Consider the following 24,395-nt stretch of genomic DNA (forward strand, 5'->3'; position numbering starts at 1 on the left):
AAAGCTTACCAAAATCAGGTAAACTAAGGACAGATAGATAAAGGTCAGGTGGTGTTTTATGAAAGACAAAGACCAATTTTTTCAAACCGTTCTTAACCATACAAGTGATGTACTTATGATCTGTGATCGAAATCGTCATGTGGTATACATTACCCCCAATGCATATGAGCTATCGGGTTATGGACCTGAAGAATGGAAGAATAGAGATACCTTTTTCTTTCTGCATCCCGAGGATAAGGAATACATGCTCAAAAGGCATCAAAACCTTCTTACCTCAAAACAAAAAAGTTCTTCAGAGTATCGAACCATTAAAAAAAATGGAGAAATCATGTATTGTGAGTGTAAAACAACCCCGCTGCCAGATACAGAGAATTACCTTCAGGTTGTGTCAATGCGGGATATTACGGAACGCAAGAAGATGGAGATGGATCTTGAATACCACAAGAGTCGTCATGAAGTCTTGCAAAATAGCCTGAAGAATTTTTCGAATGATCTGACTTCGGTTATGAAATTAGCTGACCTTGAAGATCGCATGCTGCAAGAGATCGAAGCGATTCTCCCAGGTTCAAATCCTATTATTCTGACTGCTTTTCCCAATCAAGCTACAGACTTAGATGATGGATATATCGTGACGAGTTCTACCAAGATGTTCATAAAAATAGGGGATCAAGGGGAGCATCCCTATATCCTTTCACTGCAAGCAAGTGCTGTACGTGAATCCATGGAGACCATATGGCTGGAAACCCTCGTTCATTATGCCATGATGCTTTTTGAGAATCTAAGCATCATCGGAAATCTTATGCACCAGGTAGAGAAAGCGGCACATAGAAAAGAAACACCACAGTGGATGCTGCGGATGATGTTTCAAATACAGGAGCAACAAAGATTGACGTTATCAAGTGACCTGCATGACACAGTATTACAGGATCAAATTGATTTATATCGAAGACTTGCAACTCTTTTACAAGGAAATGAAATGGAAAAAGAAGCTAAATCAAAGCTTATGAAGGTTGAACAGGGGCTGCTCGATATCATTCATGAGATAAGGATGACTTGCAATCATTTACGCCCTCCTCTTTTACGAGAGCTGGGACTTGAGAAGTCTTTGGTAATTATGTTTGAAAATATCCAGCTCTCTTCCACCTATAAAATTAATTTTACAGCAGAGGGACTTACAGCACTTTCGCTAAATGAGGAAGAAACGATTGGAATCTATCGAATCGTGCAGGAATTCCTCCATCATGCCGAAGAGGTTTCTAGAGCTGCTGTCGTTGCCTTTGATTTTCATTATAGTAATGACATATTGAAAATGGTCTATCAGGATGATGGTGTTGGGATTGTTATAATCGATGATGACGGTTCCGCTAATATGAGATTAACAAGCGTTAGCCAGAGAGCACAAAGTCTTGGAGGTGAGATTGAAATGACTTCAAACCCCAGCGGAGGCTTTCATGCCGTTTTGACACTTCCTCTTAACCGTATCGCAGCCAACCTGCATCCACACAAAAATGGCGACCACACGCAAGATTATTTCGGTTCGAGATAGCCATCATTAAGCTAAACTAATAGTAGGAAGACAAAAATAGGCGGTGTTTTTATGAATTACGACCAACAATTCTTCGAAACCATTTTGAATCACAGTAGTGATATGCTCTTAATTGTTGATCAAAATCGTCATATTATCTACTGTACTCCTAGTGTATATGAAATTACAGGGTATAGCCCGGATGAATTAAAAGATGTGGGCGTATTTATCATTGTACATCCCGAAGATCGAGAATTTATGGAGCATAGACATAAACACTTACTTGATTCTGGAAAAAATAATTCAACGGAATATCGCATGGTTAAAAAAAATGGGGAAATCCGGTATTTCGAGTGTAAGACAACACCGCTTCCTGGTACTGAACAATATCTCCAGGTTGTCTCGGCAAGAGATATTACGGAACGCAAGGAAATGGAGATGGATCTTGAATATCATAAGAATCGCCATGAAGTCTTACAAAATAGTTTAAAAAACTTTTCAAATGATCTTACTGCGGTGATGAAGCTGACCGATCTTGAAGATAGGATGATGAAAGAGTTAGTGACCATTCTGCCAGACTGCAATCCTAAGATTCTTACATCTCTCCCTAGGAGTGACATAAATCTTTCCGACGGCAAAATGGTAAGAGTCTGTAACTATATTTTCATCAAACTAGGTGACCGAAAGCAGCGTCCCTATATCCTATCACTTGAAGCGAATGCGGTTCGAGAATCAATGGAATCCACTTGGATTGAAACGTTGGTCCATTATTCTGCCATGGTGTTTGAAAGCTTAAACATGATTGAACATTTAATGGAGCAGCTAAAAACAGCCTCAACAAGGAATGAAACACCGCAATGGGTGCTTCGCATGATGTTTAACCTTCAGGAACAGCAGCGAATGACGTTATCAAGTGATTTACATGATACGGTTTTACAGGATCAAATAGACCTATATCGCAGACTTGAATCACTATTAAAACAAAGTGAAATTGAAAAAGAAGCAAAATCCAAGCTAATACAAATAGAACAAGGATTGTTGGATATCATTCATGAAATACGCGCCACTTGTAATCGTTTACGTCCTCCTTTTTTAAGAGAGCTGGGGCTTAAAACTTCTCTAGAAAACTTGTTCGAGCATGTCCAACTTACTTCTACCTATAAAATCCTTTTTACATCAGCGGATCTCTCCAGGCTTTCGTTAAGTGAGGAACAAACGATTGGAATTTACCGAATTGTTCAAGAATTCCTTCAGCATGCAGAAGAATACGCGAAAGCTGGCGTTGTAAAATTTGATCTGTTCGCTGAATATGATCGATTGAAGCTGGTCTATCGCGATGATGGAGCTTGGTTCGACTTAGGTGAAGGGAGGTTAGACACCACCCATATAAGGTTAGCAAGCGTAAACCAACGAGCCCAAAGTCTTGGAGGGAATATCGTTCTCACCCCTACTGAAGGAAGCGGGTTATTAGCCCAATTGGAACTGCCTATCCATCTTGAAAGGAGTATAGTTTAATGGTTCATATTTTAATTGTAGACGATCATTTGTCGATCATCGAAGGTACGAAAATGTTGTTAGAACAAGAACCGGATTTTGAAATTACGGTTGAGAATAGTTCATTAAATGCGATGAATTTAATCAAGCTCAAACATTATGATGTGCTGCTATTTGATTTATACATGCCGCATGTAAATGGGCTGGAGTTAGCCAAACAGGCGCTTAAGTTTAATCCTGATTTAACGGTCTTAATTTACACTGGCTTTGATATCAAGCCTCATTTTAATTTGTTGGTGGAAGCGGGGGTTTCTGGCTTTTTGTCCAAAACATCATCAAGGGATGAATTAGTTGCCGGGATTCGGAGCGCGCTAAGGAAGCAGGTCATCCTTCCACTCTCATTAGTTAGGGAATTACGAAGACCAGGAATCATCTCGGATCATTCGAATTCAAACGAAAAAGTAGTGTTAACAGCCAACGAAGAACAAATCCTTTCAGAGCTTTCGAAAGGGAAAAGTACACGAGAAATTGCGTCCACATTGGCCATGAGTCAAAGATCCTTAGAATATAATTTGACGGCCCTATACCAAAAGTTTGGTGTGCGCACCAGAGTTGATACCATTGCAAAGGCCAAGAAACTGGGGTTAATACCAGAGGAAGAATTAAAATAAATACTAAAAACTATCAGGAAATCCTGGTAGTTTTTTTGTGCATTCCAACATGCTTATCCTAACGCCGCAAAATCTCGTCGTGTCACCACATCAGATTGCGGAATTCTTTCGAAAACTATGCGGTGGTCATCTAATGAGTTGCGGTTTTGCAAGGGTTGTATCTTAGTAGAATGAGGATATAGAAAACATTAACCAATGAGATGAGCGAGAGGGCATCGACTCCTCCCGAAACATCTTATTGGAAGGGAGAGAACATAACGTATGAAGGAAAAGAAGAAGTGGAAGAAAACAAGAAAATTTTTCAAGGTTGCTTTTGTATTCCTGCTGCTCTTTTTTGCGGTAGGTTTTACCTATCAGGGAATCGGTGTCTCAAATGATAAGAAGACGAACAAGGCAGTTGGAGAGCTGCATGAGGTATTCGGAAATAACATGCATATTTACAAAGGAGGAGAAGGGGACTCTACTGTTGTGTTTCTTTCTGGATGGGGTACTGCCAATCCATATGTAGATTTCTACCCGCTTTATGAAAAGCTTGAAAAACACACAAAGTATGCCGTTATTGATAAATTCGGATATGGCTACAGTGAAATGACTGATCGAAAGCGAGAGATTGACAATATTGTAGAGGAAACTAGGGATTTGCTCCAAAAGTCGGGGGTAGAAGCTCCATATATTTTGGTAGGTCATTCCTTAGCATCCTTAGAGACCCTAAGATATGCACAAAAGTATCCAGAGGAAGTGGAAGGAATTGTTTTACTGGATGCAGGTCATCCAGAATTTTATGCCGAGCAAAAACCAGCTACATGGTTTTCGCAAGTCATTCAATCTCTCCGAACCTCCGGTGTTTTAAGAATGCTGGTATCGATTAACGAAGATTTGTTAAATGGAACACGAAACAACCTGGAGTTTGTTCCTGCTAAATTGCAAGAAATGGATAAGGCATCGAACCTAAGCCTGCTTGGGAATAAAAACGTAACCGATGAGATGCGGCAGATCAAAAACAATGCGGCAAAAGTGTTAGAGCAAAAAAGTGTAAACGTCCCACTAACCGTATTAACAGCAGACAGTTTTGGGGAGGTCAAAGAAGATTGGCTTGAAAGTCAGAAAGAATTATCTACTTGGTCGCCGTCAGGGAAGCATATCGTTTTGGAAGACTCCAATCATTCAGTCCATCAATATCAACCGGGTTTAATTGCTAATGAAATATTGAGTTTGATAAAACAGTAGACATTCTATTTATCAGTATACGTAAAACCTTGCGGGGGTTCTCAATCAGCTTGCGGTGTTCTTCAAAAACAGTGCGGTGGACCTCGTGAAAGAGTGCGGTTTGATAGGGACCGGTTCTTACTACAATGAAAATGTAGAGTTGAACAATGAAAATAAAATAATTCCTAATTGGAGGTAAATTCATATGATTACAGTTTCAAATGTTTCAAAAGTGTATTCCTTAGAGTCAGGTGATTTCCATGCATTACAGGATAATCATCTTCACGTCCGTAAAGGAGAATTTATAGCAATCATGGGTCCTAGTGGATCTGGAAAAAGTACTTTGCTTCAGCTCTTAGGAGGACTCGATCTGCCGACAACTGGACAGATCGTGGTGGATGGAGTTGAAATCAATACCTTAAATGAAAAAGAACGTACGTTATTCCGTCGTACCAAGATCGGATTTGTTTTTCAGAATTATCAGCTTCTGCCCATGATGACGGTGGAAGAAAATATTGCCCTTTCACTAAATGCGAATAACGCTCCAAAAGCAAAATCGAAATCCGTTGTGAAACAGTTGCTTTCAGATGTAAACCTGCAAGGAAAAGAATTGGCATTTCCCTCTCAGCTAAGCGGCGGACAGCAGCAGCGGGTTGCGATTGCCAGGGCGCTAGCGATGAAGCCAGGTCTAATATTAGCAGATGAGCCGACTGGTAATCTCGATCAGAAAAATGGTGAAGACATATTAAGGCTTCTCTCAAAGCTTTGTAAGGAAGAACAAATAACAGTCGTGATGGTGACTCATGACAGGCAGGCGGCTCTTGTGGCAGACCGAATCATTCATGTAAGAGACGGATTTATTGTAGAAGAAACCCATAAAGGAGGATACAGAAATGAAGAAATGGCAGATAGCTTGGCGTAATTTAATGCGGCGAAAAATGCGGACGTTTCTGACGATTTTGTCCATCATGATTGGGGTTGCCTCGACATTTGGCGTTTTGGCAGCGGTGGATACAGCAGAAGAAGCGTTTCCTCTTTATTTAAAGGAAGCATTTTCGAAGGCAGATTTTACAATTGCAGGTACAGATACTTATTTTTCCGAAGATGTTCATAGGCAGATGTCCGAAAGCCAGAATTACTTATCGGTCGCTATTTTAAAAGAAAATGCAGAGTTCGTCACCGAGGAAAAGGGGATATCTGCTATTCAAAAAAGGGTGGTCATCACTGGCTACAGCCAGCTTGATACATCTGTTACAGGCTTTAAGGTGATGAAAGGGGACTTGAAAGCTGACGGTGCGGTGATTACCGATCGAACGGCAAAGGTTTGGGGAACTGACCTTGGCGATCGCATTACCTTTGATACCGACCTTGGAGTAAAAGAAATTGAGGTTACCGCCATTGTCAGGTATACAAAAGAATTGATGGGTCCCTCCAGCTGGAATATGGCTAAATATCATCATTGGGCGGTGGCTTTTCCTTTGCCGGTCGTACAGGAATGGTTTGGTCAGCAAGGAAACATTCAAGGGATACAAGTGAAAGCAGATAACCCAACTCAACTCGATGATGTTGAGCATGAACTGGCTCACCTGGTTAAAAGTCATACAGGGCTTTACATGCAGCCGATTGTCGTAAATTTCGATAGTGTGTTTAAGGATCTTAATACCTTCTTTTTAGCCCTTTATATTGCAGGATTCCTAGGAATCGCACTAAGTGCCTTTATTATATTCAACTCGTTATATGTCAGCGTCAAAGAAAGAAGAAACGAATTTGCTGTGTTGAAAACGATTGGCTATACCCCTGGACAATTACAAGGAATGGTTCTTACTGAAGTCATCCTTGTTGCGATCATTGGTACGGTGGGAGGACTTATAGCCGGTTTTGGTCTGGCACTTGGCTTAAAACAGCTCATCTTCATGGTATATGGTGTCCAAAGCAGCAGTTCCATGGAACTCGGGACCGGCTTCATGGTATCAGCGGCCGCCGGGTTAGTCGTTCCGACCCTTGCAGCATGGTACCCGATTCAGCAGGTAGGCAAGGTTAGTGTAATTGAAGTATTGAAGGAGAACAAAGCCGGGGCACAGGGTACAAATAAGTGGTTTGGATTGCTTGGAGTATTGCTAATCTTCTCAAGTTTCTTTATCAAGCATTTGTTGTTAGTCTTACCGCTTATGATTGGAATCGTCTTACTGTTTCCATATCTGTTCAAACTATTTAGTTTGCTCTTAAAAGGATTTTATAGTCTTGTTTTCAAATTTTCAGGAGAGCTGGCGGTTCGAAATTTAAATCGGAATATCAGTCGTACTTCCATCACATCGGTGATCCTTTCTCTAGGAATTGCCATGATTGTTTTAATGAGCTCACTTAATTCGGCTCTGCTTCAATCGTACGAAAGAGAGATTCACAAGTCCTATGGCGGAAATCTAGACATTATGTTCCACCATATCGAAAAAGAGGATTTAGAAATGATTAAAAATACAGAAGGTGTTGCTGATGCAACGACCTATTCTTTGCAGGGAATCATCTGGAACATGGAAGGTGAAAAACGGCTGCTTCCTATCTTTGGAGTAGGGGCAGAATGGATAGACCGATTCCAGTTATTTACGGTTTCAAGCGGCTCACATAGTGAATTAATAAAGAACCTAAAAAGTGATGAAATCATCCTTGATGAAACTTCCTTTGAAGTGTGGGGAGGGAAGATGGGGGACACCATCAGCTTAGATACGTTGGAAGGTGAAAAATCCTTTAAGGTTGTGGATGTGGTATACACCATGAAAAACAGCGGCTACAGCGCGTTTATGAATGAGGACCATTTTAAAGAGAACTTTGGTGTCAAATTTGAGCGAAATGCCCTGGTGATCATAGATGAACAAACGAGTCCGCTTCAATTAAGAGAAAACATTTATGACAGATTCGGTGAAAGAATTGAAGAAATGTGGGGCCCTGAGGATTGGGCGTCAATGGTCGGCAGCACGATAACAGGAGCTTTTAGCATCGTGAATGTTCTTGTTATTCTAGGGATTATCGTCTCTGGTATTGGAATCACGAATACCCTGATGATTAACATTTTGGAAAGGGTACGGGAAATCGCGATGATGCGTGCAGTCGGGGTTACACGCGGTCAGATCATTAGAATGATTGTACTAGAAGGCCTAGGGATTGGCCTTTCCGCCACTACCATTGGAATTCTTTTTGGGATTCTCTTAATCTTTCTCACCTCGAGTTTTGTAGAGGTAAATTCATTAACATTTGAATTTGGAGTTTCACCGATAATTCTGGCCATTATTTTCTTGTTTGGAATATTGATCAGCTTAATCTCAAGCTTCACACCATCAAGAAGAGCCGCAAAAACTAAATTGAACGAGGCGTTGCGTTATGAGTAAATTTATCGTATTCATAGGATTACTAACCTTTCTGCTTACAGGCTGTGGTACCGAACCTTCCTGGGAAGAAGAGAAAAACATTGAAGTGAGTGATCGGATTATAACAGAAGATGTTACTGTGCAATGGGAGCTTGATGACCATCAGGCTTCCAAAAAAGGAACACTCATTCGTCTTACTGTCAAAAATCAAGATCAACCTATTGAGAGCTTTGACGTCAATCATGAAAAATTGCTTCACTTAATCATTGTAAGCAAGGATCTTTCGTATTTTAACCATGTCCATCCTGAATACAAAGGTGATGGTGTGTTCGAGATTACAAATGATTTTCCTTCTGGTGGAGAATATCGAATGGTAGCCGATTTCAAACCGACAGATGGCAGTTCCATGAGTAAGATGGAATGGGTAAAGGTGGGAGGGGAAATTCCTAAGCCAACAGCTGTTGCTGAAGATAGCACTCTAGAAAAATCAGTGGATGGGAAAAAGGTTTCCCTAACGGTTGAATCAGATTTCGAAGCAGGGAAAGAACTGACTTTTAACGTTTACACTAAGTGATGAATTGACCAATCAGCCAATCTCCGACCTCGAACCTTATTTAGGATCGATTGGGCATGTGGTGATTTTTTCAGAAGATGGTGAAAAGTATTTACATGTTCACGCACTGGAAAATCAAGGAAATGGACCTCAAGCGTCATTTGAGACTACATTTCCGGAAAGTGGAGTGTATAAGATATGGGGACAATTTCAAAAAGAGGGCAATGTGTTTACGATCCCTTTTGTTGTAGAAGTCCCTTAACATCATCGTGGAGTCTCTAGGAATGATTATGACGATCAAAGTGGGGATTTTTTAGACACCAAGGAGTCAAACAAGCAAAAACGAGGTATTTAAGGCAGCAATAAGCAGTGTGATTCTTGAACCATGAGCTCACACTGCTTTTCGTTTTATATAAAAACCATCGTATTTACTAATTAGAAAGTCTAAAGAACCGCTGCACAAACTGCTATTCAAAAGTTTTCCGCACTCCGTGGCTTTCTTTTTTTTATTTTATTTCGAACAAAAGTTACAACGCATAGTAATAAAGGAATATAGACCGCAAAGATCGGGTAGACATTTTTTAGTACGAAATCACTTTGAGCATAATGGGCTGTATAACTTCCTGCAATAAAGATTGAAGTAATAAATACAATAAGCCCAGATGGGATAACCAGATAAGATTTAGACACTTTGAATATCGTTGCTCCACCTATTACCGCAGCATACATAAAAACAGTTACTTTAAAATAGACGTTTACAATTAACCAAATCATAAAAAAAGCATCTAGTCTTTGGATAATGTCTCCAATATTTATTTTTTGAACCATTCTTAACAACGGTGCTATAGAGGTGTTTCTTGCTTCTGATCCTAAAACAGAAAAGATCAGAATATGAATCAATACTAGTACCAATCCACTAGAAACGACTCCAGCTACTCCAACTTTTAATATTAATTTTGGCTTTTTTAAATAAGCAAAGATCATCGTAAAGCAAATCATTTCACCAAAGGGAGCCATCCAAGCTTCTTTTCTTGTAGTTCGTAGTACGGTTTCCCAGCCTGGTTCTGTAATAGGGCGCAAATTTTCTATTTTTACCAGATCAGAAAAAATTACAAAAACGACCACAAGAATGACTGTTAAAACGATATAGGGGAAAAAGATCTCGCTCGTCCTGCCTATAACTTCTATTCCTAAATATAATCCATAAAGGATAGGAAGAATGAGCATAAATGCAATAGCCCAGCTCGGGGTTCCATATAAGAATAGAGGAGTAAGCTCCATTACATCTCTTACATCTCGTGCCGCACCATACAAAAAAAATAATATGTATAATATACCTATCATCGTCCCAATATATTTCCCAAGGATTTTTATACAGTATTCTGTCAGTAATAAATTGGTATATTGCTTATTTAAATAATAATACATTAACAAAAGAGGCAAGCCACTCAGCAATCCAAAAAATATAGAAATCCAAGCAGCTTGTTTCGCATCTGCTCCAACGGGAAAGATGACAGTAGTTCCTAAGATAAAAATGTAAATTAACGTAAATAATTGAAAGGAAGAAATCTTTACGTTCTCCATTGTATCAACTCTCTTTTGCAATAAATAAATCTGGCTACTTTGTATTTTGATTGTTCATTAACTGTCCTTTTTTTACTTTTATTTGCGTATATCCTAAATATTTTCAGTGTTTGACTGATTCTCGATAGCTCGTTTTTTTCGAATTACTCCAATCACATATACGAACAGGGGAAGAAAGAAACAAATGGTTAATGATAAAGGTGTCCATGTATGATCTAGAAATTCATGAAAATGAACGATATCCGGGTGTGAAAAGAGTGCTAAGCTAATAATCAAAAATGCTAAAGGAAAAAGCAGTATTTTATAATTATTGAGTTTAAATACTTGAGCTAGTCCTAAAGCGAGACCGTAATAGCAAATGGTCAGTTTAAAATATATGGTGAATAACCATATGATGGCTACAATGATTTCAATCCGTTGAACAAACTCTCCAATGCTTATTTTCTTTCCCAAAATGTAAGAAGGGTAGGTATTCCTCGCAGTAAATTCAGCCCCCATTACTAAAATGCTAATCGTAACTAGAAAAGAAAGAATGATTCCTCCAATAAATGTTCCTCTATAAAAGGCTTTCTTCACAGATTCTTTTTCAGTAACATATGGTGAAATCATTAAAAATATGGCAAGCTCTAAAAAGGGGAGTCCCAAACTATGATAAGAACCTTGTATAATCGGCACAATTCCACCTTCAAAGATGGGCTGTATATGAACTAATTTGATTTCAGGGATTAAAAATAAAAACCACATAAGAAGAAAGCCAACAATCCAAGGGAAAAATATAACCGCCGTTCGGCAAATCACCTCTAAACCAAGTCGGACACCGAACAAACTGATTAATAAAAACATGATCATAATCATTTGAATGGGGGTTTCAACTAAAACTTGAGTGGTTAGAAAATCTCCAATTTCTCTAACTAGGCCGGAGGAAAGGTAATAAAAATAAGAAAGAAATAAGATCGATACCATGTTTCCAATCCATTTGCCCAATATTTTTTCATTGCATTCAACAAAGGTCAAGGAAGGATAAAGTGATGCTAAACGTATATATAAAAAAACAAAGCTTACACTGATCATCAAAGCCAAAGACGAGGCCATCCAAGCATCCTGTTTTGCAAACCTAGCAAGCAATCCAGGTCCAACAAGGATCGAACTTCCTATAGTAAATACAAGAACGATAACTTGAAAGTCAAATGCACTAATTTTCCCCTTTTCCAACATATGAACTCACCTCCTTGCCAAGGACTCAACTGCTTAAAAAGTAAAAGGTTTATATAATTGGTTTAATAAATCTAAGGGGGTGGGGATTTCAATTCGTAAAACTAATAGAATATTTAATAGCAGTCCTATGGAAAGAAGGATAAAAAAAACCGTAACTTCTCTCCAATTTTTTTGCTTTATAAGAGGGAGGATTTCAAACAGTGAAATCACTCCCCCAATCATGAGTAAGCCAATGATTGCCCACATATCATTTTACTCCCTGGTTTCATTCTGAAAGGATTCAGTGATGGTCCCCAAACGCCGTATTTTGCCTTCAACTTGTACAGTAAATTCTAAATTTGAAAACTCTTCATCCCAGTTTTGTTCATAACGTTTCCACGCTTTCGGATCAGACCGGTGAAAAACTTCACCGAAACCAAATATGTCACTATGGTATTCCTCTTGTACGTTCAGAATTGCTTCTTCCACTTTATCTTTTATATTGTTTTGATATTCCTCCTCTAATTTATGAAGGCTTTCCTGGTTAGATAAATCAATTTCGCACTGAACTTCCCCTATATTACCCTCTGAATTTATCGTAATGTGAATTTTGGGTTTCCCATTCTCGATCTTCCCTTCGACACTTGTCTTGGAACGAACCGTTTCGATCGATACTTTACCATTTTGACATGGAACATTAACGACTGTGCTTTTTATATTATCTGTTATATAATTGAAGCCTTTGCTTGCATCTTCATTTAACCAGCCTATCAATTTGTCCTTTTTAAATACAGCAAGTTGGTTAATTCTTAATCCTATGTTCGGAGACACATTTTGTACATTTGTAAAATCTCCGCCTGCTTCATGATCACCATACACATAAATTCCAGTAATCACAGGTTCTTTGCCGTTACTTACTATACTGTCAATCAACTCATCCAATTTGACTGTCTTGGTTCGCGCCCAATTTTTCTCTGAGTTTTCTAAAGCACTAAATAATTTATTTGCGGGTATTTTCTCAAGAGCAGTCTGAACATTTAGTATTTCGGAAGCAGGGGATCCCTTTGCAACAGTTAAATAGAAATCCGTTCTTAGTTCATGGTCTCGGGAAAGAAAATCCAAAACCTTTCCAATTCCCTCTTTAGCAAGTGGTTCTCCAATGACTACTTCTCGTAGATGGGCAAGATAAAGTTTCCTTGGGACGTCTGTTGTTAGCTCTCTCAGAGCCTCAAAAACAGTCCCCGCATTTGCCGTGAATCTTACAACTTCTGTACGCCCCGTACTTGTTTTACCGGCAATTTCACCAGGATTAATAATTTGAACTGAAATGATGTAGCCATCTTCAGATTTATCAATTCCTAAAGCGGTTACGATTGCTATTTCATTTAGTTCTTTCCTGCTCCAACAACCCGTTAATAAACAAAGGACCACTATATAAAACATTAGGATCTTCCACTTTTTTTTCATAAAAAATCCACTCCCCGTAATCCCTGTTATTGATTGGCTTCATCTGGCTGCGGCGGCTTAGGCGAAGCGGTATTTTCTTTAACGGTTTCTTGTTGATTAATTAACGCTGGTCGGGAATGTAAGCTCCAATGCGGTAACCTTAGGAAGTTATCTTTTTGATCTTTTAAAATAAAGGGTGCATTTGGTGCTAGATATGGAATGCCGAAAGAACGCAGGCTATTCAGATGAAGAACCATCATAATCAATCCAAGTATGATGCCAAATAAACCAAAGGTAGCAGCAAGGAACATAAAAATAAAACGTAAAATCCGCACAGATATTCCCATGTTGAAAGTAGGGGAGACGAAACTGCTAATTGCTGTTAACGAAACAATGATTACCATCGAAGCAGAAATAATCCCAGCTTCCACGGCTGCTTGTCCAATGACCAGCGCACCTACAATTGAAATCGAAGAACCAATCGCCCGTGGCATTCGAACACCTGCTTCACGCAAGATTTCAAATGTTACTTCCATCATTAGAGCCTCTACAAGTGCTGGAAAAGGAACCCCTTCACGTTGTGAGGACAGGCTAATCAGTAAAGGCGTCGGAATCATTTCCTGATGGAAGGTTGTGACCGCAATATAAGCAGAAGGTGTAATCAGTGCCAAAAAAAATGCGAAATAACGTAGAAAACGAATGAGTGTAGCGATGTCGGCACGTTGATAGTAGTCTTCGCTTGACTGAAAGAAGTGGACAAAGAGAGCTGGAACTAATAAAACAAAGGGTGTTCCGTCCACTACGATGGCAATTCGCCCTTCTAAAATCCCGCCTGCAACTGAATCAGGACGTTCTGTATTATAAACCGTTGGAAAGGGGCTATATGTTTCATCTTGGATGAGTTCTTCGATATATCCACTTTCCAAAATTGCGTCAATGTTAATTTTCTTAAGTCGGGCTTTAACTTCCTGAACGAGTTTCTCATCCGCTACATCTTTAAGGTAAATGATAGATACGTCTGTCTGTGTTTTCTTCCCAATTTGTTTTGTTTCAATTCTCAAATTAGGATCCTTTATCCTCCTCCTAATTAATGCTGTATTCGTTCGCAATGTTTCGGAAAAGCCGTCCTTAGGCCCCCTAACAACTGTTTGTGAAGAGGGCTCTTGTACACCCCGATCAGCCCAGCCTCTGGAACCAATGGACAGGCCTTTTAAAAATCCGTCCATTAGGACAACCGTATCACCTGATAAAATGTGGTAGAAAACCTTGTTAAAATCAACTAATTCATTTATTTCTCCAGCAGGAAGGGAATGAGATTTAATGATTTCATAAATATTTTTCTTACTTAAAACATCAGATCCCAAATTGGCTGTGCGAATATTAACCATAAGGGATTCTAGTATAAAATCATTAACAAATGATTTGTCAGCCAGTCCATCTGTGTAGAAAATGGCTATTTTAATTTCACCAGTTTGACCTAGATCGAATTCACGAATCACGATATCAGAACTGTTTCCTACCATTTGCTTGATATATTCGATGTTTTTCTTTAATTCTCTATGCAAATGAATAGGTACTGCTTGTTCTTGATCTGTATCCTCATTCTGATTTATATTTAGATTTTGGTCTTTTTTTGATTGTCCTGGTTGTGAATGTTTTCTTTTCCTTAGTTTTAGCAATGGTATCGGTTTTCGGGACTTCATGTTGTCAACTCCAGAAACGAATGAGTACCCTCTCGTTATTTTTTAGCCTGAATTACTTAAGACAGGCAAGTGTAAAAGAATTTGGGAGAACTTTAGTATTTCAAGAGATTTCTTTCTTGCTGTATCCTTTACCATTTTTTTCATTAATAGATATTTTATACATATTAATCCACTTAAGGTAATCTGCCTAAAGGATAGGGTGATAGGCCCGGATGCCCAGAAAATGTTTGCAAAAACTCATGCTTTCCGCATCTCAAGGAATAATAAGTAATGTCGAACTTATTTTAGATCCAAGGGGGCAGAAAAAATGAAAATGAATAGCGCAGTGATTGTCATACCACTTCTATTGATTGTTTCTTTTGTGCTTTTTTTCACTGTTATTGATTTCGATGGCGGCAAAGAAAAAGAAGAACATGCGGAAACAGAAACGCCGATTGAAGGAACAACCGAAGAAACTGAAAAAGAAACGCCGACTGAAGGAACAACCGAAGAAGGAACAACCGAAGAAGGAACAACGGAAAATGCAGAAACGGAAGGAACAGAAAATGCAGCCGCGATTGATACGGAAGCGATTTACCAAAAAAATTGTATTTCTTGCCACGGAGATCAGTATCAAGGAGGAGTTGGGCCGCAATTAACTGGCTTAAGCAGCAAATATGAAAAAGCGGATATTGAAAAAATCTTGATCAATGGACAGGGAGCCATGCCAGGTGGTCTAGTTTCACCTGAAGAGGCGAGTGCCATGGCAGATTGGCTATTAACTTTAAAATAGAGGTGTAGGAAAGACTACGGTGGACTTTTTACATGAACTTATTAGCAGAAATTAAAAAGAGGATAGCGGCGTGATTACTATCCTCTTCTAGTGGTTTTCCTTATACCTATAGTTCAATTGGGAATGAGAAATAGACATTTACTCCTCTGCTTTCCAATTCTGAGATAAAAGTAGAATACATGCCTAGGAATTCTTCATCTAATCCCCCCGTACCATTTAAACCAATTACGGTGAGACGGACTTCTTTTAGGTTTGGTAGAGGGAATATGATTTCCTCAAGACTTTCAGAGGTTAAAAAGGCACCTTTCAGCTCTAGATATTCCATGGTTTTCAACTTACTAACCCAATCATAATTGTGGACATATACATCTACTAGTTTTAGCGTTGTTAGTTTCAATGCCGCTAACTCTTCCGCATTTTCAGCCGTTGTATTGCTAATTTTCAAAGATGTTAGGTTTGGAAAACCTTTGAACATACCTAAATCCAATTTTTGATCATAATTCTGATAGTTAGCTAATTCTATAGACTTCAGATTTTTTAATGGAAGTAGAAAATCTGCATTTTTCATGGGTATCGAAACGGATAGAGATTCCAAATTTGAAAGTTCTTTTAGTTGGTTTAAGTCTACGTTTCCAGCTTGCAAAGTTAAATGTTTTAGCTTTTCTAATGTTCGCAAGGGCTCTAAGTTTTCGTTTTCAAGATTGTAAAGACTTAATGATTCCAATCGTGGTAGTGATTTCAAAAATTCTAGATTTGCAGGTTCGCTATTCCATGACAAGGCAACTCTAAATGATTTTAAGTTGACCGCATATTCCAAACCAGTAAAATCATCAATCTGAATTTGGCGATTGGACTTGTCCACTAAATCAAGGTGGGTGATTGCTCCCATATTATAAGATGTGATTTTCCCTGTTGGTTTTGCGAGCTGGTTGCGAATCGCTTTTTCTATCAAGGGTTCATTGAAAGTGATTTCTTTAAAGTCAGGACGAAATCTCTCTTCCTTTGTTCGTGATAAAAATAGAGCAAAATGGTTTCTTGTTAGCGGCTCATTTGGCTTGTATTCATTGTTTGGGTAACCAACCGCGATGTTGCTTGCTGCTAATGAATTAATCTCGTCGTAAGCCCAATAAGATGAACCCACATCTCGAAATTCACTGTCATATTGCCCGCTTAGGTGATACGTTTTTGTCAGAATTTTAGACATTTGAGCCCTTGTGAGTTTTCCCCAAGGATCAAAATATCTTTCATTAGTAGTTGGATCTTCTTTTCCAGAAATAATCCCTAGATGAACCGCCATGGCTATTTCTTCGTATCCGTAGTCACCTGGTTTTACATCGGTGAACCCAGGATCTGGTGGTACTATATCGGGTTTGTTCAAACTTGGATCCCTCATCAGCATTTGCACAGCTTGAAGCCTTTTTAATGATTCGTATGGGCGAAATGTTCCATTTTCGTAACCATTTATCATGCCTTGCTCCGTTAAATAATCAATTTCTTCTATATTAGTACTGACATCTGTAAAAGTGGCAGCTTCTGTATTTGAACCGTGAAAGAATAAGGTAGAAAATAGTAAAGTGGGGATAATAAAAGATTTTTTCATGTTAACCTCCTCGTCATCATACGGGACTTCTATCACTGGAAGGGGAATTCCCAAATTGTGCGAGTGATTTCTAAAAGTCAGACGAAACTTATTATACTATATTCCTATTAAAAGTTTTCTATGAAAATATAACCAAGTGGCCTTCTTGCTTTTTAAAATGTTGAAACGATTAAAACAGAATACAAGGCAAAGATGCCTGGTCACCGCTAGCTTAGGCATATATGATATCCTTATTATGAAAGGGTGTTATAAATGAAATTATTATTTCCGATATTTCTAGTATGGATTATGATTGTTTCAGGCTGCAGCAATGTAGATGATGATACAAAAACGGAATTTCAAACTTTAGAACAAGCAACGTTAAAAAGTGATATTCCATTAGCTGATATTTTTCATACTGAAGAAATGGATGAAACGGCATTCTCCCTTTATCAGTCTGCGAAAGGGTATGGCATTCTTCACTTTTCATTAAAAGAAGATGGTTGGGATTATCAAGGAAGTTCAGGTTTTATGTACTCTGCTGATACTGATCGTAAGCCTTTTTCTTTTAGTCAATCAACGTGGCACAATGGGGAAGTTTCCATTGATAAAGAAAGCTCGTATACAACTGTATTTTTAGGAGAAATAAATGACCCTGAAATTAGTAAAATCACGGTTGAATATAACAATACCCAAAAGAATGCTGAACTAATAAAAAATGATAATAGAACCTATTGGTATCTTGTTTCTGAACAAGATGACGGTAACGAAAGAGCTGGCATGGTCTCTGCTTATTCTAATGATGGGGAATTGCTATATCAGAATGGGGAATAGATTGATATGCGAATGATTTTGAATTAAACAACAGAGGTAGAGGATGTAGTACCTGGTATGGAAAGGGCATTATGGTTTTTGACAATTGTTTCTATCTTACTAAATCTAGCACCTATACTTTTAGAACGAAAAGGTAAGAAATAATTACTTATTGTCACTATATTTCTACCTCTGAACCGAACTCCTTAGAGGGGTACCAGGCACCTAAAATTTCTTATGGTGTCTGGTACTATTCATTTTCACAAGATCGCTAAGCTCAAATGTTATCTATCTTTTAGTGGTAACGTCACAATGAATGTACTGCCTTTCCCGTGTTCACTGTTAACTTCAATAGTTCCTTTATGAGTCTTCACAATCCACTTTGCAATGGCAAGCCCAAGTCCATGTCCTCCTGTTTGCCGTGTTCTCGCTGAATCTGCTCGGTAAAACCGTTCAAATATACGCTCATAATCTTTTGAAGAGATGCCAATTCCAGTATCTTTCATGGTGATAAGTAAGTCTTTGCCTTTTACAGAGAGGGAAAGGGTTGCATTTCCTCCATTTGGCGTGTATTTAATCGCATTATCCAATAAAATATACAGCAGTTGTGATAACCTTTTGGAATCCCCATTGACAATGAGTGTTTCAGGGGAATCAAAATGAAGCTTAATTTGTTTAGATTCAGCTATTGAACGAACAGATTCGATCGCCTTCTGTGCCATTAAACGAAAATCAAATTCTTCATACACAATCTCTATTATCCCCGAGTCAGACCGGGCTAATGTCAATAAATCTCCTACTAAAACCGTCATCCGTTTCACTTCATTTTTCATATTTAAAAGAAGTTTATGAGAATAATCCTCTTTTTCCAAATCCAACGTCATTTCGAGTGCATTGATCGATGAAAGGAGGACACTTAAAGGTGTCCTTAACTCATGTGAAGCGTCAGTGGTAAATTCCCGCTGTCTTGAAAAAGCACGTGTAATCGGAACCATGGCCTTTTTGGACATATAGAAACTGATTACAATCGCTACTCCTGAAAAAAGAATCGCTAATATTAATAGGATGATGGGCAGCCATTTAAAAACTTGATAGGCGAATGATATTTCCTTTCCGATAAAAAGCATGCCAATCATTTCCCCATTATAGAAAATAGGCTGGCCAGCAATCATCAACCGAATCGTATCTTTTCTTTTCGTTGGGTGAAACTCATCACTTCTTTCATTCCTAAATGTCTTTCTATCAGGAAGCTGTACCTGGAAAGTTTCTTGAAGAATTTTATTTCTTTTAGGATTCCAGTCTGAGATGGTTGTCAAAATTTCAGTTCGGAGTTCCGGGATGAGGTCATCTCCCAATACCAATTCTCCAGAACGATTTACAACATAATAGAAAAATTGATCTACATCTTTTACAAGTGATTGTTGATTGCGAAATTCTAATCGGCCTTTATGATTCTGATAGGTTAGGTACTCTTCAATGTTTCTCGCTTCCTGTTCTACACTGGATTCTAGTTCACGTTCTTGGTCTTTGAATATAGTGGCATACAAGATGGCATAGACAACAATAATAAATAAGACTAGAAAGAACATAAGTAGACCGCTGTATATTAACGTTAAGCGAAATTGTGTACTTTCAAATAGATCTCTTTTACGAAATAAGTGGATAAAGTTTCGACTATTCTTTCTCAACTTTGTATCCAACTCCTCTGATACTTTGGATCAAATCTTGTTTTCCAAACCGATCCAATTTCTTTCGAAGCAGTTTAATGGTGGCGTCAATCGTTTTAGTAGAGACATCCGCATCATAACCCCAAATCCGATCTAAAATGACCTCTCGAGGGAGGACTCGTCCTTTATTTTGAACCAATAAATCAAGTAACTGAAACTCACGAGGGCTTAACTGAATCTCTAATTCATCGTGAAGAACGGTTTGGCTATTACGGTTGATGTGCAAACCTTGAATAGAAATCTGTTCTTCTAAAATAGGAGCATAGTTACGGCGTGTAAGCGCACGTAAACGAGCAAGAAGCTCCTCGATTTCAAAGGGTTTAATGAGATAATCATCAGCTCCAGCATCCAATCCATTAATGCGATCTTCTACAGTATCTCTTGCCGTCAACATTAATATTGCCCCAGCATAACTCTCGCTTCTAAGCTTGCGGCAAATAGAGATTCCATCGCCATTTGGCATCATCCAATCCAGTATCATAACGTCATAGTGAGAAGCTTTGGCATACTCATAGGCATCTTCACCTTCCATCACCCAATCAACCTTATAGCCGCCTTTTTTCTTTAACATAAAACCAATCAATTCACCAAGCTGCAAATCATCTTCAGCTAAAAGAATATTCAAGTTAAGCACCTCTTTTTTACCTGTCATCAGGATTTCTCTGTTATTAATATTACCTCTTTAGACACTCGTTTTAAATAAGACCACCGCAACTTTGGTTACGGTGGTCTTATTAATAAGGGAAATGTTTATAAACATGTTCATTTTTTAAAATTTTGCATGTTTGACGCCAAGCTCTTCCAATTCAGCTTTAGCATGGTCGATAAGCTCTTGTGCTTTAGCTTTTGTTTCCTCATCTAAGTTAGCAAGAGGGTCGGCTTTTTTCCCTTTATTGCCACGTTCCGGAAAGGTCACACCTAATTCTTCAAGTTGTGCTTTTGCTTCCTCACGAGTGATGGTACCAGCCTTTTGCTGTTCAAAAATGGCATCTGCTTTTTCTTTTGTAGCTTCATCTAAAGTTGCGAAGGGGTTGTCTTTTCCTACGCGTTCACGGAAGGTTACACCAAGTTCCTCAAGTTGTGCTTCTGCTTCCTCATGAGTGATGGTACCAGCCTTTTGTTGTTCGAAAAGGGCTTCAGCTTTTTCTTTAGTAGCTTCATCTAAATTAGCGAATAGTTTTCCTTTTTCACCACGTTCTGGAAGGTTCACCCCAAGATTAGACAGCTGTGCTCTAAGTTCCTCCTTAATTTTTTGTACTTTCTCTTGTGTTTCAGCGTCTAGTGATTGCTCGGATTGGTTCACCGTACTATTTTCTAATGAAGTCGCGGCAAATGCCGATGTCCCAATTCCACCAATAATTCCAATCGACAAAGCTCCAGTTAGTGCGTAACCTAATAGTTTTTTGTTCATCATCATAAACCTCCTAGATTTCTTGTACATTTCTAAATTTAATACTCAACGGTGAAAACTTGGTGAAAAACAAACTGATTTAAAGAAATATTAAAAGTATGTGAAAAATAAGGAAGTACCAGCTGTTGTATTGGTACTTCCTGAAAGTTTGTTAAACTAGTAATTTTTTTCACTCTTTAAGATTTCTATTTCCCTATTTACTTCATCATCCATTACATAGGAAGCATCCAAGGTAACTAAAGGGGCAGGGAACTGGTTGCCAGCTTGTACCTCAGCTTCCATTAATAAAATACGGTCTTCAGCACGAGCCACACCTTTTAAAATATTATCAGTTTGGAAAGAACTTGTAGCTTGTTGAATTTGTTTAATAGATTGTGCAACATTAGCGCGTGAAGCTAATAGAACTTTCTTATGCTGCAATTCATTATAAGTTTGCTGTAGTTCATCTAATTTGCCTTTTAGAATTTCTGTCTGTCCTTTAATGGCTTCATATTGTTGTTCATAAAGGCTCAGCTGCTTCTCATGAGTAAGTTTTTCCTGTACCGCTAATTTGGCTATGTGTTCCTCATTTTGTTCAATTGCGAGTGTGGCTTGATGAGTTCTTTTTTCAATTAGTGCCTTTGTTTCTAGAATGAGAGATGCTTGTTTATTTTCTGCAAAAATCTGACGTGATAAAGCTCTTTGAGCTGTTACAATTTCCTGCTCCATTTCTCTAGAGTATTCGTTTAACATGGCAATCGGGTCTTCGAGGCGATCAAGCCAGCCATTTACATCTGCCTTTGCAATTTTTTTAACTCTTTTAAAAATACCCATTTATATATTCTCCTTTTTATTAACTAATCGTTTTTCCCACTGGTCTAAAATATTGGCATTTTGATTTGAGAAGTGTCTGTGTGAGCTCGCTAAAGATGTATCAATAAATTGTTGCATGGCAGAAGCCTTTGATTTTCTTCTTGTCCATTTTACGAATAGAACCAAAGCAACTATCCCTAGGATGAGTAATAATAGGAACCAAAACCAAGAAAATCCGCCATAATAGTGGCCCGTCATGTAATTTGGTTCTAAACCGCCGTGGTGTCCCATAGCTCTTGGTCCATGCCCATGTCTCTGTGGACCAGCAGCAAGAGCAGTTACTCCTCCGAATAGGGAGTGAAATACATTTATGGCCAGGACCACAGAGGCTACAATGACACCCCAAAAAATACCTTTTTTCAACTTAGTATTCACTGCGTTCTTACCTCCTTTCTCTATTGATATTTGTAGTTTAGTAGAGTTTGGTGAAAACTTAGTGAAAATGAATATACTATATGCTAGCTATTGCAAACACGGAAAACAGTTATTTTTAACAAAACAATGCAAATAAAAAAACCACCTTCTTAGAAGGTAGTTTAAGCAGACAGACGCTCAAAATCGTTTTTCATATATTAGAACAGTTCTAGAACAACTAATTTAATATAATGGTGGATATAAGGATACTGGTGGTATCCAGGCAGGGGGTGAGTGTTGAATATATTGAGGCAGGTAATTGTGATCGCTGTGTTGAATATACTGAGGCAGATAATGTTTATTTGGATAACTGTGCTGGCTGGGATGAAGAGAATGATTTAAAACCTGATGATTATAGAAGAGTAGGGAGAATTACAGTGAGAATTTTTGATGCACATTTTCATATTATTGATTTTAATTTTACAATTATAGAAAACCAAGGTTATTTGCCACCCAACTATGTTGTAGAAGATTATCAAAATGACACTGCTGATTTGAATGTATTAGGTGGAGCGATTGTATCAGGGTCATTTCAAGGATTTGACCAAGAATATTTAATAAACGCACTAAAACAAATGGGTTCAGCATTTTGCGGCGTAACGCAATTACCTTTTACTGTGACGGACGAAGAAATTATAAACTTAAATGAAAACGGGGTAAAAGCATTACGCTTAAATATAGCACGAGGTATTTCAGAAGATTTATCAAAGCTCGATTACTTTGCAAGAAGAGTTTATGATTTAGCTGGATGGCATAGCGAACTTTATATTGATGCAAAAGAGTTACCCGAAATTGCAGCTGCTATTGAAAAATTACCAGCCATCTCAATCGACCATCTAGGGTTATCTGAAGAAGGTTTACCACATTTATTAAAGCTGGTTGATAAAGGAGTTCGCGTTAAAGCCACTGGTTTTGGTCGTGTAGAATTGAATATAGAGAACGCCTTAAGATCAATTTATGATAGTAACCCAGATTCTCTTATGTTCGGAACAGATTTGCCATCTACAAGAGCAAAAAGACCTTTTAAGTATAAAGATATTGAATTAATTCAACAGTTATTTGATGAACAAGCTGCCGATAAGATCCTGTACACGAACGCTTTAAAATGGTATTTCAAGTAATTCAACTTTAAGTAGATTTAAAATGAAGATTGTAAAGTTTGTTATTGAGTACGGGTGCGATTGCAGTCGTTTTTTACTAACGGGGCAGCAGTTTAGTAGAACAAGAGGTTTCTTTTCCATATAAACGTAAATTATAAAGGGCATTATTATTGGCGTTATTTTTGGTTTTAAAAACCCGAATAGATAAATAGAGGGAAAAATTCCGCTTAAACAGGAAAATGCATTGAAGATAGGCAATAATAGACGGAGAAATTCCCTTTATTGATTCGAAAATAGCGAAAATAGGATATCTTTCCTTTGATACTTTTAAGCGTAAAATCTCCCCTTATATTACCCGAAACGAGCTTCAATCGGGGGGGTTAACGGTAAAATCTCCCCTTATTTTTCCTTCGAGGTAGTATGGTTCTTCTGAAGTAGTCAGCTTAAGGAAGTTAAGTTGAATAAAAAATGAAAAGGAATTGGTTTGAGAAGAGAAGGAGTAGTGGAATGGATTAGTATTTTGCTTGACAGTGAATGCCCCCTTTTTAACTTTAAAAAAGCACCCTAATGAGTGCTTTTTCTTTGTTTTTGGTGATACCATATTTGTGTTATTTATTAGTATTTAATTCGCCTAAAAAAACATCTAATTCATCATCTGATTGAAATTTATAAGCATACCCATAGCAAATCGGTCCATTCCCAGTATGCTCTCTCTTAGGAAATTCCAGGAAAGCAGTATTATGATTGAGCCCTGTAGATTTTTCTTCTAGTACTTTATTTCCTTCAACTGTTTTTGGATTCAATACAATCGTAATTTCTTTATTTGGAAGCAAATAAATTACTTCATCGTTTATAATATTTTTAAATTCAACCGCTTTTGAAGTTTCTTTCATCGTTTTGAACTTGTTTAATCCAAAAGTATTTTGTGTATTTCCCATATTACACTTCACCTCATACTAAAATTATGTGCATACTTCTATTATAAGGTACAA

The 24,395-nt window shown here is 38.1% G+C and carries 22 protein-coding genes; 11 read left to right on the forward strand and 11 right to left on the reverse strand.

Annotated features, from left to right (window positions below):
* Window positions 1-58: 58 nt before the first annotated feature.
* The 8 genes from CZ487_RS13040 (at window position 59) to CZ487_RS27525 (ending at window position 9,070) form a co-directional block, all read left to right on the forward strand.
* Window positions 59-1,546 carry a PAS domain-containing sensor histidine kinase gene (locus CZ487_RS13040; RefSeq protein ID WP_077212569.1) on the forward strand — a complete coding sequence of 496 codons (1,488 nt, stop codon included), beginning with the start codon at window positions 59-61 and terminating at the stop codon, window positions 1,544-1,546.
* Between the two features lie 51 nt (window positions 1,547-1,597).
* The gene (locus CZ487_RS13045; RefSeq protein ID WP_077212570.1) at window positions 1,598-3,040 is read left to right on the forward strand and encodes a PAS domain S-box protein; all 1,443 of its coding nucleotides are present in this window, start codon (window positions 1,598-1,600) and stop codon (window positions 3,038-3,040) included.
* A complete protein-coding gene (locus CZ487_RS13050; RefSeq protein WP_077212571.1) occupies window positions 3,040-3,690 on the forward strand; it encodes a response regulator transcription factor in 651 nt (216 codons plus the stop codon). Before CZ487_RS13045 ends, CZ487_RS13050 begins: the two co-directional genes overlap by 1 nt.
* A gap of 261 nt (window positions 3,691-3,951) precedes the next feature.
* Window positions 3,952-4,917, forward strand: coding sequence for an alpha/beta fold hydrolase (locus CZ487_RS13055; RefSeq protein ID WP_077212572.1), 966 nt, complete (start codon window positions 3,952-3,954; stop codon window positions 4,915-4,917).
* A 184-nt stretch (window positions 4,918-5,101) separates the two neighbouring features.
* Window positions 5,102-5,818: an ABC transporter ATP-binding protein gene (locus tag CZ487_RS13060; protein WP_077212573.1), complete on the forward strand. Its 717-nt coding sequence runs from the start codon at window positions 5,102-5,104 to the stop codon at window positions 5,816-5,818.
* Window positions 5,790-8,276 carry an ABC transporter permease gene (locus CZ487_RS13065; protein ID WP_077212574.1) on the forward strand — a complete coding sequence of 829 codons (2,487 nt, stop codon included), beginning with the start codon at window positions 5,790-5,792 and terminating at the stop codon, window positions 8,274-8,276. The genes CZ487_RS13060 and CZ487_RS13065 overlap by 29 nt, the downstream gene beginning before the upstream one ends.
* Entirely contained in the window at window positions 8,269-8,829 is a 561-nt protein-coding gene (locus CZ487_RS13070; protein WP_237562880.1) for a hypothetical protein, read from the forward strand. The genes CZ487_RS13065 and CZ487_RS13070 overlap by 8 nt, the downstream gene beginning before the upstream one ends.
* 4 nt (window positions 8,830-8,833) lie before the next feature.
* Window positions 8,834-9,070 carry a hypothetical protein gene (locus tag CZ487_RS27525; protein WP_237562881.1) on the forward strand — a complete coding sequence of 79 codons (237 nt, stop codon included), beginning with the start codon at window positions 8,834-8,836 and terminating at the stop codon, window positions 9,068-9,070.
* Window positions 9,071-9,279: 209 nt separating this feature from the next.
* Here CZ487_RS27525 and CZ487_RS13075 read toward each other — a convergent pair whose 3' ends face one another.
* The 4 genes from CZ487_RS13075 to CZ487_RS13095 all read right to left on the reverse strand — a co-directional run bounded on the left by CZ487_RS13075 (window position 9,280) and on the right by CZ487_RS13095 (window position 14,735).
* Window positions 9,280-10,392, reverse strand: coding sequence for a GerAB/ArcD/ProY family transporter (locus tag CZ487_RS13075; RefSeq protein ID WP_077212576.1), 1,113 nt, complete (start codon window positions 10,390-10,392; stop codon window positions 9,280-9,282).
* Window positions 10,393-10,485: 93 nt separating this feature from the next.
* Window positions 10,486-11,607 (reverse strand): GerAB/ArcD/ProY family transporter, encoded by a 1,122-nt coding sequence (locus CZ487_RS13080; RefSeq protein ID WP_077212577.1) that lies wholly within the window; start codon window positions 11,605-11,607, stop codon window positions 10,486-10,488.
* Window positions 11,608-11,859: 252 nt separating this feature from the next.
* Window positions 11,860-13,053: a Ger(x)C family spore germination protein gene (locus tag CZ487_RS13090; RefSeq protein ID WP_077212581.1), complete on the reverse strand. Its 1,194-nt coding sequence runs from the start codon at window positions 13,051-13,053 to the stop codon at window positions 11,860-11,862.
* Window positions 13,054-13,079: 26 nt separating this feature from the next.
* Window positions 13,080-14,735, reverse strand: coding sequence for a spore germination protein (locus CZ487_RS13095; protein ID WP_077212583.1), 1,656 nt, complete (start codon window positions 14,733-14,735; stop codon window positions 13,080-13,082).
* 307 nt (window positions 14,736-15,042) lie between these two features.
* On the opposite strand from CZ487_RS13095, the gene CZ487_RS13100 reads away from it, so the two are divergent.
* Complete coding sequence (locus tag CZ487_RS13100) at window positions 15,043-15,507, forward strand: c-type cytochrome (protein WP_077212584.1); 465 nt, start codon at window positions 15,043-15,045, stop codon at window positions 15,505-15,507.
* A gap of 106 nt (window positions 15,508-15,613) precedes the next feature.
* Here the strand turns inward: CZ487_RS13100 and CZ487_RS13105 are convergent, their stop codons facing one another.
* Window positions 15,614-17,107, reverse strand: coding sequence for an S-layer homology domain-containing protein (locus tag CZ487_RS13105; protein ID WP_077212585.1), 1,494 nt, complete (start codon window positions 17,105-17,107; stop codon window positions 15,614-15,616).
* Between the two features lie 252 nt (window positions 17,108-17,359).
* On the opposite strand from CZ487_RS13105, the gene CZ487_RS13110 reads away from it, so the two are divergent.
* Window positions 17,360-17,920: a hypothetical protein gene (locus tag CZ487_RS13110; RefSeq protein WP_077212587.1), complete on the forward strand. Its 561-nt coding sequence runs from the start codon at window positions 17,360-17,362 to the stop codon at window positions 17,918-17,920.
* Window positions 17,921-18,183: 263 nt separating this feature from the next.
* Here the strand turns inward: CZ487_RS13110 and CZ487_RS13115 are convergent, their stop codons facing one another.
* The 5 genes from CZ487_RS13115 to CZ487_RS13135 all read right to left on the reverse strand — a co-directional run bounded on the left by CZ487_RS13115 (window position 18,184) and on the right by CZ487_RS13135 (window position 22,264).
* Window positions 18,184-19,587 (reverse strand): sensor histidine kinase, encoded by a 1,404-nt coding sequence (locus CZ487_RS13115; RefSeq protein WP_077212589.1) that lies wholly within the window; start codon window positions 19,585-19,587, stop codon window positions 18,184-18,186.
* Entirely contained in the window at window positions 19,574-20,251 is a 678-nt protein-coding gene (locus tag CZ487_RS13120) for a response regulator transcription factor (RefSeq protein WP_077215304.1), read from the reverse strand. The genes CZ487_RS13115 and CZ487_RS13120 overlap by 14 nt, the downstream gene beginning before the upstream one ends.
* A 144-nt stretch (window positions 20,252-20,395) precedes the next feature.
* Window positions 20,396-21,043, reverse strand: coding sequence for a hypothetical protein (locus CZ487_RS13125; protein ID WP_139339572.1), 648 nt, complete (start codon window positions 21,041-21,043; stop codon window positions 20,396-20,398).
* A gap of 150 nt (window positions 21,044-21,193) precedes the next feature.
* Window positions 21,194-21,850 carry a PspA/IM30 family protein gene (locus CZ487_RS13130; RefSeq protein WP_077212590.1) on the reverse strand — a complete coding sequence of 219 codons (657 nt, stop codon included), beginning with the start codon at window positions 21,848-21,850 and terminating at the stop codon, window positions 21,194-21,196.
* On the reverse strand, window positions 21,851-22,264 hold the full coding sequence (locus CZ487_RS13135) for a hypothetical protein (RefSeq protein WP_077212592.1): 414 nt from the start codon (window positions 22,262-22,264) through the stop codon (window positions 21,851-21,853). It abuts the gene before it with no gap.
* 416 nt (window positions 22,265-22,680) lie between these two features.
* On the opposite strand from CZ487_RS13135, the gene CZ487_RS13140 reads away from it, so the two are divergent.
* Window positions 22,681-23,424 (forward strand): amidohydrolase family protein, encoded by a 744-nt coding sequence (locus CZ487_RS13140; RefSeq protein ID WP_077215305.1) that lies wholly within the window; start codon window positions 22,681-22,683, stop codon window positions 23,422-23,424.
* 587 nt (window positions 23,425-24,011) lie between these two features.
* Here the strand turns inward: CZ487_RS13140 and CZ487_RS13145 are convergent.
* Window positions 24,012-24,341 carry a hypothetical protein gene (locus CZ487_RS13145; protein ID WP_077212594.1) on the reverse strand — a complete coding sequence of 110 codons (330 nt, stop codon included), beginning with the start codon at window positions 24,339-24,341 and terminating at the stop codon, window positions 24,012-24,014.
* Window positions 24,342-24,395: the final 54 nt, after the last annotated feature.

Origin of the sequence: Robertmurraya dakarensis (assembly GCF_900156875.1) — a bacterium.
Classification (GTDB): domain Bacteria; phylum Bacillota; class Bacilli; order Bacillales; family Cytobacillaceae; genus Robertmurraya; species Robertmurraya dakarensis.